We start from the raw sequence: 12798 nt of genomic DNA, 5'->3' as shown, positions 1-12798 counted from the left end.
CCCGTGGATCACAAACGGGCATCAGACGATGTTCGCCTCGCATGAGGTGAAGCGCCCGTTCACAGCGCCGTTCAGAGACCAAGACGGCCGGCTGCCTTCACGCGTACGCGGACAGACCGATCGTCCGCGTAGGCGAGAGGGGTTTCCTGGACCCGGGTGACGGTCACCGTCTCCGGCGCCGCACCGGCCGCGACGGCGCGCTGCACTGCCGTCGCGCGCGCCGCGTCCAAGGCTTCCGAGCGGCCGGGACCTGCGGGGACGAGGGTCTCGTGTTCTCCGGACACCAGCGCGATGGCGGCCCCGGCGGCGTTCGCGACATCGGCGTGCTCGGGCTGGACGACGTCATGGCCGCAGATGCGCGGGGGCAGGAGGCCTGCGCCACCGCCGATCGCGATGATCGGCTGGTCCTTCCGACCGTGTGAGATGAGTGCGACAGCTTGCTCCAGAGCATCGTCGTAGGTGACGAACGCTTCCTTGAACCGGCAGGTCAGATCGGTGTCCACGCTCGCGAAGGGCGCGATGCCGGAGCGTCCCAATGCGACGCCCGCGTCGGTGAGGGTGGGGGTCGTGCCGCCGAAGACGAGGGCTTCGCGGGTGATGTGGTGGCCGACGGAGTCCGGGCCGATGCGGCCCTCGTGGAGGATGGTGCCGCCGCCGTAGCCGATGGCCAGGATGTCGGGCATGGGCAGGCTCGTGGCGACACCGCCGATCGTGGACGTCGCCTGGCTTTCGCGGGCGAAGCCGTCGACGAGGACACCGATGTCGGTGGTGGTGCCGCCGACATCGGCGACGATCGCGTCCCTGGCGCCCGAGAGCAGCGCCGCTCCGCGCAGCGAGTTGGACGGGCCCGAGCCGACGGTCAGGACGGGGAAGCGCAGGGCGTGGGCGGCGTCCATGAGGGTGCCGTCGTTCTGCGCGAAGTAGGTGTGGGCGCTGAGTCGATGTGCGGTGGTGGCCTGCTCCAGAGCTCCTGCCACCAGGTGGATCACGGGGCCGAGGGCGGCGTTCAGGACGGTGGCGTTCTCCCGTTCGAGGAGGCCGAGGGTGCCCAGGTGCGCGCCGACCGACACCGGAACCCCGAGCCGGCTGTGTGCCAGTTCGGCGACGGCCTGTTCCTGATCCGGATGGACCGGCCCGAACACACCGGTCACCGCCACCGCCTCAGCGGTGGGGGCCATCTCGTCGAGGAACCGTTTGACCGCCTCCGTGTCGAGGGGAGCGATGGGGTGGCCGTCGAGGAGCCTGCCGCCGTCGACCTGGCAGGTGCCGGCCACGACGGCGTCGTACAGATCCTTCGGCCAGGCGGCCAGGGGCGGGATCGCCCCGGCCACGCGGCCGCCGATCCGTATCACGGCGACCTTCGCCAGGTTGGCGCGTTCGACGACGGCGTTCGTGGCGTGGGTGGTGCCGAGCATGATGGCCCGCACGTCCGGTGCCCGGTGGCCCAGTTGGAGCAGCACCGCGTCCAACGCGGCACGGACCCCGCCGGTGACGTCCTCGGTGGTCGCCTGCTTGGTGTGGGCGACGATCCGGTCCGCGGTGTCGAGGGCGACCGCGTCGGTGTTGGTTCCCCCCACGTCGATACCGATGCGCAGCGGGCTGGCGGGGCGGATCATACGGCTGGCCTTCCGGTCGTCTCGACGGGGACGTACGGGTGGGAGTATCCGAACGCCGAGGGTCCGGCGACGGCGAGCCCGGTGGGGGTGCGCCACAGCGGATCGCAGGGCCAGGCCAGAACGCTGACGCGCTGGCCGTAGGTGAGGGCCTCGGTCGATACGGGGATGGCGGTGGCGGTGTCGCACACGGTGATCAGATCGGGCACGCCGGCCAGGACCTGTCCGGCCTCGGTGGCCAGCAGGTTCTCGTTCTGCAGCGCGATCAGGACCTCGCGGCCGTGGTCGGCGCCCCGGCCGCCGATCGTGACGGTGCCGCGCACGAAACCTTCGTGGGTGTCGCGGGCGATGTCCTCGATCATCCCGCTGATCAGCACCCGCGCTCCCAGGGTCTCGGCGAGGGCGGGAAGGGGCTCTCCTCCGCCTGCGTGAGGCCGAGAACCGGGGGAGGGGTCCGCGGTCGCGCGGATGGTCCGACCGATCCGCAGTGCCTGGGAGACGGTGCCGTGGATCACGGCCTGATGGTCGTCGGGGCCGAGCACGTAGTCGCACAACACGGCCGAGGATCCGGAGGCCACACACAGCGCGCGGGCCCAGCGCTCCGCCCAACCGCTGCTGGTCGGCTCGAGGGTGGCGCGATTGCCGAGCGCGTCGACCAGGAACACCTGGCTGCAGGCAAGGCCGGCCACGTGCATGGAGATCATCTGCAGTTCGGGGAAGGCCCGGCCCATGCCGTCGGCGTCGACCAGGGGCAGGCCGAGCTGAGCGGCCCAGGTGACGGCGGCGATACCGTTCGCGCCGCCGATCTCGGCCGCCATCACCGCGGCAGCCTTCCGGCCGGTCGCTTCTTCGACCAGTTCGCGGATGGCGGCCGCTTCGAGGCCGGAGCCGATCATCTCGCTGGCGACGGTGGGTGCGCCGATCGACGACAGCACGAGGACGAGTCCGTCGTCGGGCAGGTCCGTCAGCCGTACGAGGGGGACGGAGCCGTGGGCGTCGAGGGCCAGCCGTGCGGCCAGCTCCTCCACGCCGGTGTCGCCGCCGCCACCGGTGCCGAGCACGGCGCAGCCCAGGGCCAGCGCGTCGAGGTCGTCCGCGGTGAGAAGGTCCAGGTCAGTCAAGGGGGAGCTCCGGGCGAGGGGTGGACATGGCACTGCGCACGCCACCGGTGTCGCGGCGCCACAGCAGGAGGTAGACGGCCGTGGTGACCGCCGGGCCCACGGCGAAGGTGAGGTCGGCGTCGCCCAGGAGGCGGGAGAGCGGGCCCTGGAAGGCGGTGGTGTTCACACACAGCACGGAGGCGGCGACGCCTGCGGCGAAGGCCATGATGCAGGGGAGGTTGAATCCCGCCTGGTACCAGTAGCGGCCCGTGGGGGTTTCGTCGTGGAGGTCGATGCCGTCGTACGCGTTGCGGCGCAGCAGGATGTCGGTGATGAACAGCGCCATGGAGGGGGCGAGGATCACGACGGTGACTTCCAGGATCCGGCTCAGTGAGGCGGTGAAGTCGTCCACGAACAGTGCGTACGCCGCCAGCGCCACACTGGCGACGGCTGCGATGAACACGGCCCCGACGCGGCTGACCGGAACGCCTACGGATTGCAGGCACAGCCCGGACGAGTACGAGGTGAGGACGTTGTTGGTGATCGAGGACAGGCCGATGACGGCCAGGACGAGCGGGTAGAACCAGCCGGGCACGATCTCGGCAAGATTGGCCTGCGGGTCGGCCATGTCGATGCGGGTGCCCGACAGTACTCCGAGGATGCCGAGGACCGTTGCCGGGATGAACCCGCCCAGGGCCGTGCACGTCAGCACACGTGTTTTGGATGTGGAGGGCGGCAGATAGCGGGAGTAGTCGGCGCCGTTCGCCCACGACAGCGGCACTGCGGCGATCACCGCCACCCCGATCGTCGCCGTGGTCAGGGTGTCGGCGCCGACCGGAGGTCCCTGCGGGACGTACTGGGGGTCGGTGTGGGCGATGACGAACACCGCGAGACCGACCATCACGGCGCTCAGGACGGCGGTGGAATAGGGGCTCACCTTCACGATCGCCGCATGGCCGAAGATGCTGACCGTGAACGTGAGGACCGCGGTCGCGGCCAGGATCAGGACCTTGATCAGCGTCGAAACGGTCAGTCCGAAGTGCTCCGCCAGCGCGAATCCGGCGGCGGCGCCGAGGGCGAGGTTGATCGCCTCGTAGCAGATCGCGGTGAGCCAGCCGATTCCCGCGCTCAGTGACCTGTTGCCCCGGATGCCGAACATGGCGCGGGTGACCACGGCGGTGGGCGTGCCCGATACCGGGCCCGTGACCGCGAGGGCGCCGACGCCGATCCAGTACAGGTTGCCGAGCACGACGACGAGGACGGACTGCCACAGGTTCAGGCCGAGCATCAGCACGACCCCGCCCAGGACGAAGTACAGGAAGGTCACGTTCGCCGCGAGCCACACCCAGAACAGCTCACGCGGCCGGCCGTGCCGCTCCGCCAGTGGGATGTGGTCGATCCCGTGGGTTTCGATGTGTGTCGCGGCCTCGGACGGCGCGGGTGTGGTGGCCGGTCTGACGGCTTGCCCAGCGTCCATCGGCATCAGCTCCCCTGATTGTTGGCCTGGAGGCCAGTAAGGATGCGGCGAAGTTCAGCACACCGAAGAACGGAGCGTCAATGCTTTGTTGGCCCCTGAGCCAACAAGGTGGGCGACGGCCTTGCCCCGGGGCGGCAGAATCACGTAGAAACGGCCTATGACCAGCACCGAGCAGCCCCGCTTTCGCCGCATGCCACCTGAGGAGCGGCGTCAGGAGATCGTTGCGGCCGCAGCGCGGGTGGCGCTCGTCGGCGGACTCGAGGCGGTCACCTATCGCAGCGTGGCGGAAGAGCTGGGATGCGCTCGCGGGCTGGTGCACCACTACTTCGGATCAGTGGAGAGCCTGGAGGTCGAAGCCTTCACCGCGGCGGTTGCCACCGACCTCCAGAACTGTTTCCAGCGAGCGGAAGAACAGCCCGGCGCCGTCGCCGCGCTGGCCCACCTCCTTGGCCACTGGGTGAGTGAGGACCCCGAGCCGCACAAGACGCTCTGGCTCGACGCCTGGTGCCAGGCCATACGCAAACCGGGTATGCGCCAGGCGGTCGACCAGGCCATGCACGCCAGCCACGACCGTCTCCTCGGGCTGCTCCAACGCGGCGCGGACGCAGGCGACTTCACCCACCCCGACCTCGCGGCCCTCGCCTGGCAGCTGCTGACCGCTCTCGACGGCCTCATCGTCCACTCGTCGATCGGCGTGAACCGGGGCATCGTCGACGTCCGTGCCACGATCACGCGCTCGGCAGAGGAATCCCTCGGCCTGAAAGCAGGCGCGCTCACCCTAAAAGTCATCCCGTAGGGGCAGGTCGCCCCCTCAACGACAGATCGCTCCGCACGCCCGGGTCACCCGAAGACAAGCACAACGTCCTTGTCCACGCAGGAGCGCAGGACGATGACCAACTGGCTGACGTCTTCGATGCGCCGTTGTCGGACAGGGTCGCTGTCGTCAGGCTGACCGTGGTCGAGGATTTCCTCCAACCGGGGCAGCATGGCCGCGCATTGAGCGGGTGTGAGGTCGGGGCCGTCGTCGTCCGGATGGTTGAGCAGCGGGGCCAGCGTGGTGGAGACGGTGGACCACTGGTGATCTCCGCCGAAGCCGTCCATCTCGGCGAGCGTGAACCCTTCAGCCTGGGCCAGCCAACTCCTGAACATGCTGAAGCCCGTGTAGGACCAGGAGACGTCCGGGCTCGCCACGTCGTCGTCACCGGGGAAGAGCATCAGTCCCATGTCGCCTCCCTTGCGTGCTCGATGCTCAGGATCAGCCGTGGGGAGGGCTGTCGGCAACTGAAATGATCTCGGGACGGCTGGTCCGATCACGGTACCGGGAGCGTCCTGGACGGCCCCGTTCACTCTGGTCGCTGTGTCCGGGCTTGCTGCCGTTATGGTCGCCAGGCGTAGTACCGGTGGGTTCGGTGTGCCTATCTCACTGTGAAGGCGGCACGCAGGGTGTCGCGATGGGGGCGTACGTAGTGGATGTCAGCCTCGTACACGTCAATGTGTCCGTCCGCGATGTGCTGCTGGAACACCTCGCTGCCCTGGGCGGCCTGGTCGCGGATGAAGTCAATGAGGGCCTGTAGCCGATCGGGGACGGTATCGATGACCTCGGCATCCGCACCCGTTCCATAGGCCCGACAGAGGGCGGCTGCCCGGCGTGCTTGTTCCTGAGGTGAGCCGAAACTCTTCGGGTTACCCGGTCCCTGCAGCGGCGCGAGCCGGTAGACGGTGTAGGCGACGCCCCAGATGCGGGGGCCCGGGTGTGCCGCGTCAAAATCGATGAATCCCACCGCCACACCGTCCTGGACCACGCAGTTGTACGGGGCTGGTTGCGGCTGACCGTACATGGGTGAGGCGGCCTTAGGGTGATTCGGCGGTAGCTGATGAGGGCGGCGGCGATATGGCGTCAGTGGCCGTGATCCCTGAGGCTGGTGCGAAGGGCGGGTCGGCTCCTCCTGGCACGCCTATCGGTTCTCGGCGAGCGCGTACGTCACCGCAGATAGCGGGACCCATCATGATCGGCCGAAGCAGGGCGTTCTTGGTCCGTATCCCGCACGCGAGGGATCGCCGGCAGAGATGCCGCCGCTAGCCATGTCCGCCAGACATGACGCGTGTTTGGTACTTCGGGACGGTCCAGCAGCCAGAGAATGTATGCGGCATGGCGTTGCGCCCAGGCGTTGTCCGAACAGGCGGCCGTGACGAGTCTGCTGCGCAGGTCCACGCTGTCCACGGCCCTGGCCACACGCACGTACTCGCGGTCCTTGCAGCGGTAGGGCCGCTGGACGATGACCTCGAGGATGTCTACCAACTTGCCCGCGACCGCCTCATCGTTGTGAGCGAGCGCCACATCCCGGACAAGGCTCTGCTTCGTGCCCCACGATTTTGCACACTGCGTCCACTCTCGCGGATATTTCGCCTCCCACTCCAGGAAGAGCAGCACGTAGGGCAGACCTGGCCAGGCGCCCATGTCCGGACCGGCCGGCCGATCCCACAGTCCGCCGGGTAGCGAACACCTCAATGCCTTCTGATAATTCCTGTACGCCGCCTGCCGACCCAGCGAATACCGCAGACGCCACGCCGCGTTGTACCGATCGAGAGCGGCCTGGGTGTTCCTCTCTGCCTCGGCCAGACGGACAAGCGCCGCGCTACGTTCAGCCGGATCGCTCGCTACGAGCCCGAATGCCCATCCCAGCCGGTCGTGCCATACGCCGTCATCATCGATGCTCATCCTCATGCCCGCATCCGCCTCCCTCTTCAGCTTGCAGATCATGCTCCAACTGAGGGCGCTACTGTCGTCATTTTGTCCCCGGTCACGCGCGGCAGTGTCTGGCGTCTAGGGGACGCGACCATGTCCTGAGCCGGGGCTTCACATATCAGCGCAGGGGGAGGGGCCAGCATGAGGGCCGAAGCTTTCGTGGAGGGAACGGAAGTCCCCTCGGAACCCTGACGGCAGGCGGCATGACCGTCACCCTGGCATGAGCCGCTGTTGGATAGGTACCTTCGACCTCCCATCGCCTCCTGCTCACGCGGGGTTCGCGTCCCAGTGCCGGCGGCCGTGAGATGCGGCGACGACGAACCCTTCGCCGGGCAAGCGATCCAGGAGCGGCCAGCGGGGCGCGCGGACGGATCGACAGCCGAAATGAAGGATCTTTGCCCAGGCTGAACCGCTCAGTGAGTGTTTGAGTACCTCGCCGGAAGCTCAATGCCGACCGCCCTGGTGGTATCGGACGCAATCACGTAGCTTCTGACCATGAATCACGGGGAGAACGTGCGAGCCGAGACTTCGCAGCAGGAGACAGAGCCAACGGCTGCCGAGGTCGATACTGCAATGGAGCGTCGTGCTGAGAAGCAAGCCGCGGCAGAAGCAGCCGACGGCCGTGCGCAGGACCGGGTCATGACCTACTTCACGCTTGGGGCCATGTAACTGACGCTGGCTGAGGCATCGTGGCCGGCCGGTGGTCAGGTGTTCTTCGTCCAGTCGGTGCGGGATCCGCTGCGGGTGGGACGACTGGTCATGAGAGTGATGAGTGCCCAGGTCAGGTGGGCTTCTGAGTGTTGTGGGAGGCGCTCGTAGTCGCGGACGTTGCGGCGGGCTTTCATGATCCAGCCCAGGGTTCGTTCGACTTTCCAGCGGCGGGGCAGGACGACGAAGCCTTTGGCTCCGCGGGGGCGGGAAATCGTTTTGAGGGTCATGTCGAGGAAGCTGCCCGACCAGCCATGCGCGGAGGCTACGAGGCGAGCCTTTACGTCCGACAGTCAGGGTCCGTGACCACCCTCCCCAATAGAACAACTCCGTCACCCTCCATGACAGCTCCCCAAGATTCGTGCCAGAACCCACAACTCGGATCAGGCACACATTCCGTGAGGACGATCAAGGCTGGGGGGCGTCCCACTTCCACCCTGTCTGGGGGAACTCTTCGAGGAAAGCCGTGAAGGAGGGTGCCTGGTGGATGGCAGAGGACCAGTCTTGTGCGGATACGTCGAGCAGGACGAGAGGCGGCGGGTCCTGTCGGAAGTCGTAGGTGAGCATCTCGCGGCTTCCGTCGCCACCGATGACGAGGCTTCCGGGGAATCGTTCCTGGAACTCGCCGGCCTCGTTGACGTCGACGAGCTCCGCGACCTCATTGATCATCAGGAAGTCGTCGGCCGGGAGGACGAACTGACTCATGCTGCCCTGTGTGGTCAGGAAGTGCCGGTAGTCCGGGGGAAGCTGGATTCCGAAGTGCTGCTCAGCCTGGGTGATCGGGCCCTCGTTCGAGCTCATGACGCTGTTCTATCAAGGCAGCGTCCTGCCGAGCGGAACCCCCCCCTGAGCGGCGGTGAGGAGTACGCCTTTGCGGAGGCACCTGGAACCCTCGACACCCCGCCGCGCACCCCACAAAAGGGCACAGCGGCGCCCCCTTTTCAGGGTGGGGGTCCTGGCGCGGCGCCACGGTGCCACGAGGCGTGCTGCAGGCGTCGGAACGGTCAGGAGTTCGCAGCAGAGGCCGGGCTGCCGGAGGCATGGCCGGGACGGCGGGCTGCGGTAGGCGTCTAGGCGCTGTCCGGCGGATCACGTGACCAGTAACCTGAAGTCCACCCTGACTAGGACCTGCTGGCACGACCGCCCTTTCAGTTCTTACGAATCCGGTGGGCCTTGGCAACGAGCCTGCGAGGTAGCTTCGGCCCTGCGCATGCGTAGTCGATCAGCAGGTTCCGGTAGGTGGTGTTCGTGATCTCTGGCGCCAGGGTTATTAGGGCCCCTAGGTCCTCGGACGAGCCGGCAAGGCGGGTGCGGTAGGCGGCGTTCGCCGCGTGCAGGGTGACTTCGTGAGGTTCGTATTCCAGGCCCTGTTCGACGAGGCTCGCGGCTGCGGCGAAGTCGCCCTGCTCGGCGCGCACGTCGGCTAGGTCCAGGTAGAGGGACCAGTTGGCAGAGTCTAGGAGGAGGGCGCATTCGAAGGCCGCAGCCGTCTGATCCAGGTCGCCCATCTGACGCCAGGTGGCTGCTCGTGCGACTGCCGTCCACATGACCTGCTCGACCGCGTCGGCGCGGTCGCACAGCGCGAAGGACAGGTCGTACCGGCCGCAGGCCCGGGGCAGCCGGGCCATGGCGGCCAGCGACTCCGGCATGGGATCCCGTTCGGACACCACGTCGAGGGCATGGAACCAGGGCGCGAACCGCTCTCGCATCTCGTCGGCGTCCAGGCTGTGACCGTAGTCCAGCGTCCGCAGACACGCCTCTGCCAGCGCCGCAGCACTTACCGTGCCGAGAAAGCGCGCATCGCCGAACCAGGGCGCAGCGCCCCAGGCAACGTTGGGCCGTACACCGGTGACCGATCCAAGAGCCATCACCGCGTTGTCCATGTCCCCTTCAAGGAACATGAAGTAAGCCTGTGCCAGCACGGCGCTCAGGGAGCCGTCCTCTTGGAGACTCTCCTTCAGTTCCGGGCCTTGGTCGTGCCACAACTCGGCGAGGGCCGCATAAGGCTCCGGAGCCTCCGGTGCGGATGCTATTGCCCCCACCAAAAGCTCCACGGCGCCCACCGGGCTTCCGCCGCAGTGCGCCAACACACCAGCGAGACTGACTCCCGCCGCCACTGACTGATTAGGCATCGCCAGAGCATACTCGTGGCCAAAGGTTCTGCGAGCAGCCCGCACGGACGCGGAACTGTAATCAGTGATCGGCGGTGGGCGACGGCTCTCGCATGTGCACACTGGCGGTACACCAATCGACCGAAGGGACTGAGCCGTGGCCAACCGGCCTGAGATCGTCTGCATCTGCGGGTCTACCCGGTTCGTCGAGGAGATGCGTGCGGCGAACCGTGATCTGACCTTCGCAGGCATCATTGTCGTCGCGCCAGGCGAAACGGAAGAGTTGGTCACCGACGAGCAGAAGACGACGCTGAGCGCCCTCCACCTGCGCAAGATCGATCTGGCTGACCGGGTCCTGGTCGTCAATCCCGGCGGGTACATCGGCGAGTCCACAAGCAAGGAGATCGCCTATGCCCACGCCACCGGCAAGCCGATCTCGTTCACTCATCCCACCTGACCAGCAGACGCTTCGTGGTGCGCGCGGGATAGGAGTCTGCATCAGCCTTTGCGCTCCTGCATCAGCCCGCCCTGCTCCGCGCGTTGGACAGATCCGCGCCGATCTCCTGGTCGGTGGACCGCCCACCGCATTTCCCGGCTCGTGGATTTCTGTCTTGAGGATCGGGCCCCCATCCTGTGGCCACAGGATGGGGAGAGACTTGCCGCCAAGTCTCTCGAAGATGGACGTGAACGCTTGATCGCGGTTACGGAACTGATGGGGCAGGGGTCGCGTTCTCCCAGGCCAGAGCCGCAGTCCGGCAGAGGTAGTCGTACATGTCACCACGTCTGTATTTCTTGATCGGGCTGAGCTGTCCGTGACGCGTGGTTTCGTAGCACGTCAGATACGCGACTCGGTCGGTGAGAACGATGCGGGCGATGTGTGGCAGGTCGTAGAGACGTACCTCGAGCGTAGCGTTGATGCCTTGAGAGACGACGTAGGAGATGTTCTGTCTTACCTGAGTGCGCAGGAGCCCGTTCTGGTAGGCGTGGTCGAAGGACGCGGCCTCGCGTTCCCGGATCTCGATCCAGTCAGGGTTTCCTGCGCAGTCAGGGTTGGGCAGAAGGAGGCGCACGCGTTTATGCCCTGCCACACCGGCCCGCAGGGTCTCCGAGAAGACGTGACGCTGAAGGTCATTGCCCCGGCTGGTCATAACGGTGACCCAGCGTGCTCGACGCAATTCGCCTTGCAGGTCATCTGCTGCTCGTGCGGCATCCTGGAAGGACTCCTCGAGGTCCAGCCCCAGGATTCTGGTTGTGATCAGGACGGTCGCCCGTCGAGCTGTTCGGGACACCAACCAGACCAAGATGAGAAATATGGCCGACCCCGCGATGGAGATCAGCAGTTCCTTTAGCACCCCCATGAGGGGACGGTAACAGTGTGAACCGGCGCGTGGAGAGGGCTAGTGGGATCCGGGGTGCTGGGCTGAGTGGGCCCAGGGGTGAGCTCCGGCACTGCGGTCGGCTGAGTAAGGGGTGACGAGTTCGAAGGCGCAGCCACCTTCGAGCGGTAGCGGCCAGACCCCTTCTTTGGGCAGCGCTGCTGCCTCGGGTGGAGCAGGCTCTGCTGGGACCCCGTCTCCTCCCGTATCTGCCCCGAACACCGGGACGCCGGGCCCGGCGTCGCCAACGGCTGCACCTGCCCCGGCGATGCCAGCCTCGCCCTCGTCGCGATGGAGCGACGAGGTACTGGAAGTATTCTCCGGGCAGGCCCCGGCGCGTGGACGCAAGCGTGCGTTCAGAGCCATCGCGGTCACAGCTGCCATCGCACTCGTTGCCATGGCCGTTGGTTTCGAGGTGTCGAACTATCTCCAGGACCAGCACTCCCAGGGAGACGCCGAGCGGGACGACCGAAACGCCGATGCGATCGACGACGCGAAGAAGCCCTCCGACTGGAAGCTCAACTACGCACTGCGCGACGAAGAGCCGGGCTTCGCCTGGGCTCTCGATCGGAGGCTGACTCCCGCAGAAGCGGCGAAGCTCAAGTCGCTGGCCGACGACAAGAAGGCCGTTTGGGCCTTCGTGAGAGAGCAGCACGGGTGGCGCTCCGGCATGGAAGCCGGCTCCTACAAACTGCAGCTCACCAGTGAGAAGAGCAAACCCGTAGCGATTACCCGGATGAGAGCTCGCGCCGTGTACTACCCACAGACGACGGCATGATCGACGTCCCATACACGAAGGTCGTCTCGCTTGGCGGCACGCAGATCCCGGGCTACTTGTCGATGACACCCATGCTGAAACCAGACACTGTCTGGAGCGCCAGCCAGAAGGACGTACGGCTCGTCTCCTTCCGGCAGTTCGTCGACTGGCTCGACGCGCAGGATCCCGCCGCGCTCGCCCGGCTGCGCGGCCTACCTGGAGGTGGGGGACGGCCATCGGGCTGCTGGAACGACTACCTGAAGACCGCGAGGAGCAGGACGGGAACGGGCGGGCCATCGGGCAAGGAGAAAAGCGCCGCGGCGGCGGCGCCTCGACGCGGCCAGGATCAGGTCTTCCGGTGCTGCTGGCCGTACCGCTCGCTGGGCCGGCGCTGTACCGCGCCTTCGGCCTCGGCGCGGTCGCGCTCGCCCTCGTGCTGGTCTGGGCCTCGTTGCGGGGAAGCCGCGTCCCTGTCCAATGTCGCCGGGGGCTCTACACTCCCGCCGGACTCTCCCGGCTGGACCGGCGAGGTCTGGCCGGAGCCGTCGAACGGATGCTGGGCCGGGACGGATGGCAGGTCACCGACCTGACCGAACGAGCGCGGCGTGCGGCCCTACGGCGCGACGCCCACGGCAGGGAGCTCGACGAGGTCGTCCAGGCCATGATCGACATCTCGCTCGGGGCGAACGTCACAGGAGACGGTGCGCCGGCCGGGAGTGCCCCTCCGAGCCGGGGCCGTCACCGGCTCGTCGTCCACCGCGGCTCTTGCGGCCGCGCCGACATCCTGTGGGTCGCCCGCCACCCACGGGTACAGCTCGTCGACGGCGTTCGGCTGAACCGGTGGGCGGGCGGCACTCCGCTCAGCGAGCTCGATCCACCCGGCTGACCGCACACGTCGACAGGCGCTCGG

The 12798-nt window shown here is 67.3% G+C and carries 13 protein-coding genes and 1 pseudogene; 4 read left to right on the top strand and 10 right to left on the bottom strand.

The window, feature by feature from the left end; genetic code table 11:
* Nucleotides 1-71 precede the first annotated feature (71 nt).
* The 3 genes from ABT127_RS30355 to ABT127_RS30345 are packed head-to-tail and all read right to left on the bottom strand — an operon-like array spanning nt 72 to nt 4190.
* Complete coding sequence (locus ABT127_RS30355; protein WP_351456836.1) at nt 72-1616, bottom strand: hydantoinase/oxoprolinase N-terminal domain-containing protein; 1545 nt, start codon at nt 1614-1616, stop codon at nt 72-74.
* On the bottom strand, nt 1613-2734 hold the full coding sequence (locus ABT127_RS30350) for an S-methyl thiohydantoin desulfurase family protein (RefSeq protein ID WP_351456833.1): 1122 nt from the start codon (nt 2732-2734) through the stop codon (nt 1613-1615). Before ABT127_RS30350 ends, ABT127_RS30355 begins: the two co-directional genes overlap by 4 nt.
* Nucleotides 2727-4190, bottom strand: a complete 1464-nt coding sequence (locus ABT127_RS30345) for a purine-cytosine permease family protein (RefSeq protein WP_351456830.1) — start codon at nt 4188-4190, stop codon at nt 2727-2729. Before ABT127_RS30345 ends, ABT127_RS30350 begins: the two co-directional genes overlap by 8 nt.
* A gap of 157 nt (nt 4191-4347) precedes the next feature.
* Here ABT127_RS30345 and ABT127_RS30340 point away from each other — a divergent pair, with 157 nt between their 5' ends.
* Complete coding sequence (locus ABT127_RS30340) at nt 4348-4986, top strand: TetR/AcrR family transcriptional regulator (protein WP_351456827.1); 639 nt, start codon at nt 4348-4350, stop codon at nt 4984-4986.
* Between the two features lie 44 nt (nt 4987-5030).
* Here the strand turns inward: ABT127_RS30340 and ABT127_RS30335 are convergent, their stop codons facing one another.
* The 6 genes and pseudogenes from ABT127_RS30335 to ABT127_RS30310 form a co-directional block, all read right to left on the bottom strand.
* Nucleotides 5031-5414, bottom strand: coding sequence for a hypothetical protein (locus ABT127_RS30335; protein ID WP_351456824.1), 384 nt, complete (start codon nt 5412-5414; stop codon nt 5031-5033).
* A gap of 191 nt (nt 5415-5605) precedes the next feature.
* A complete protein-coding gene (locus tag ABT127_RS30330) occupies nt 5606-5971 on the bottom strand; it encodes a hypothetical protein (protein ID WP_351456821.1) in 366 nt (121 codons plus the stop codon).
* Between the two features lie 200 nt (nt 5972-6171).
* Nucleotides 6172-6951: a hypothetical protein gene (locus tag ABT127_RS30325; protein ID WP_351456819.1), complete on the bottom strand. Its 780-nt coding sequence runs from the start codon at nt 6949-6951 to the stop codon at nt 6172-6174.
* 698 nt (nt 6952-7649) lie between these two features.
* Nucleotides 7650-7874 (bottom strand): annotated as a pseudogene (locus ABT127_RS30320) (IS5-like element IS4811 family transposase); the annotation flags it as partial.
* 178 nt (nt 7875-8052) lie between these two features.
* On the bottom strand, nt 8053-8445 hold the full coding sequence (locus ABT127_RS30315) for an SMI1/KNR4 family protein (protein ID WP_351456816.1): 393 nt from the start codon (nt 8443-8445) through the stop codon (nt 8053-8055).
* Nucleotides 8446-8792: 347 nt separating this feature from the next.
* The gene (locus ABT127_RS30310) at nt 8793-9776 is read right to left on the bottom strand and encodes a tetratricopeptide repeat protein (protein WP_351456813.1); all 984 of its coding nucleotides are present in this window, start codon (nt 9774-9776) and stop codon (nt 8793-8795) included.
* Nucleotides 9777-9912: 136 nt separating this feature from the next.
* Between ABT127_RS30310 and ABT127_RS30305 the strand changes: the two genes are divergently transcribed.
* Nucleotides 9913-10212, top strand: a complete 300-nt coding sequence (locus ABT127_RS30305) for a hypothetical protein (RefSeq protein ID WP_351456810.1) — start codon at nt 9913-9915, stop codon at nt 10210-10212.
* Between the two features lie 244 nt (nt 10213-10456).
* On the opposite strand, the gene ABT127_RS30300 is transcribed toward ABT127_RS30305, so the two are convergent.
* Complete coding sequence (locus ABT127_RS30300) at nt 10457-11113, bottom strand: hypothetical protein (protein ID WP_351456807.1); 657 nt, start codon at nt 11111-11113, stop codon at nt 10457-10459.
* A gap of 415 nt (nt 11114-11528) precedes the next feature.
* On the opposite strand from ABT127_RS30300, the gene ABT127_RS30295 reads away from it, so the two are divergent.
* Together ABT127_RS30295 and ABT127_RS30290 are read left to right on the top strand one after the other, a co-directional pair.
* Nucleotides 11529-11909: a hypothetical protein gene (locus tag ABT127_RS30295; protein ID WP_351456804.1), complete on the top strand. Its 381-nt coding sequence runs from the start codon at nt 11529-11531 to the stop codon at nt 11907-11909.
* Between the two features lie 337 nt (nt 11910-12246).
* Nucleotides 12247-12774 carry a hypothetical protein gene (locus ABT127_RS30290; protein ID WP_351457114.1) on the top strand — a complete coding sequence of 176 codons (528 nt, stop codon included), beginning with the start codon at nt 12247-12249 and terminating at the stop codon, nt 12772-12774.
* Nucleotides 12775-12798: the final 24 nt, after the last annotated feature.

Source organism: Streptomyces sp. NPDC001904, assembly GCF_040297005.1.
In the GTDB taxonomy this organism is placed as follows: domain Bacteria; phylum Actinomycetota; class Actinomycetes; order Streptomycetales; family Streptomycetaceae; genus Streptomyces.
Note: the sequence above shows the minus strand (reverse complement) of the source record. Positions and strands in the feature narration are given on the sequence as shown.